Origin of the sequence: Colwellia sp. BRX10-9, assembly GCF_014077405.1 — a bacterium.
In the GTDB taxonomy this organism is placed as follows: Bacteria; Pseudomonadota; Gammaproteobacteria; order Enterobacterales; family Alteromonadaceae; genus Colwellia_A.
Map to the genome: position 1 here is coordinate 1 of NZ_JACGVV010000167.1, position 209 is coordinate 209.

1 tRNA gene is annotated in these 209 nt (G+C 38.8%); it reads left to right on the forward strand.

The features are described 5' to 3' along the window. Positions 1-38 precede the first annotated feature (38 nt). Positions 39-114 (forward strand) — tRNA-Lys (locus H4J69_RS19865). Positions 115-209: the final 95 nt, after the last annotated feature.

The following is a 209-nucleotide window of genomic DNA, read 5'->3' on the forward strand; positions in this document are numbered from 1 at the left end:
TTAGTTGATGATGATTCTCAACACCACAGTTTATATGTCGGCCGTTAGCTCAGTTGGTAGAGCAGTTGGCTTTTAACCAATTTGTCGAAGGTTCAAATCCTTCACGGCCGACCACTTCTTAAATAATTAATTTCCAAATTTATAAGTCAGATAGTAAACAACAAAAAGCCGAGGCTTTTAACCGTTAAGCCGATTAGCTCGAAGGTTCA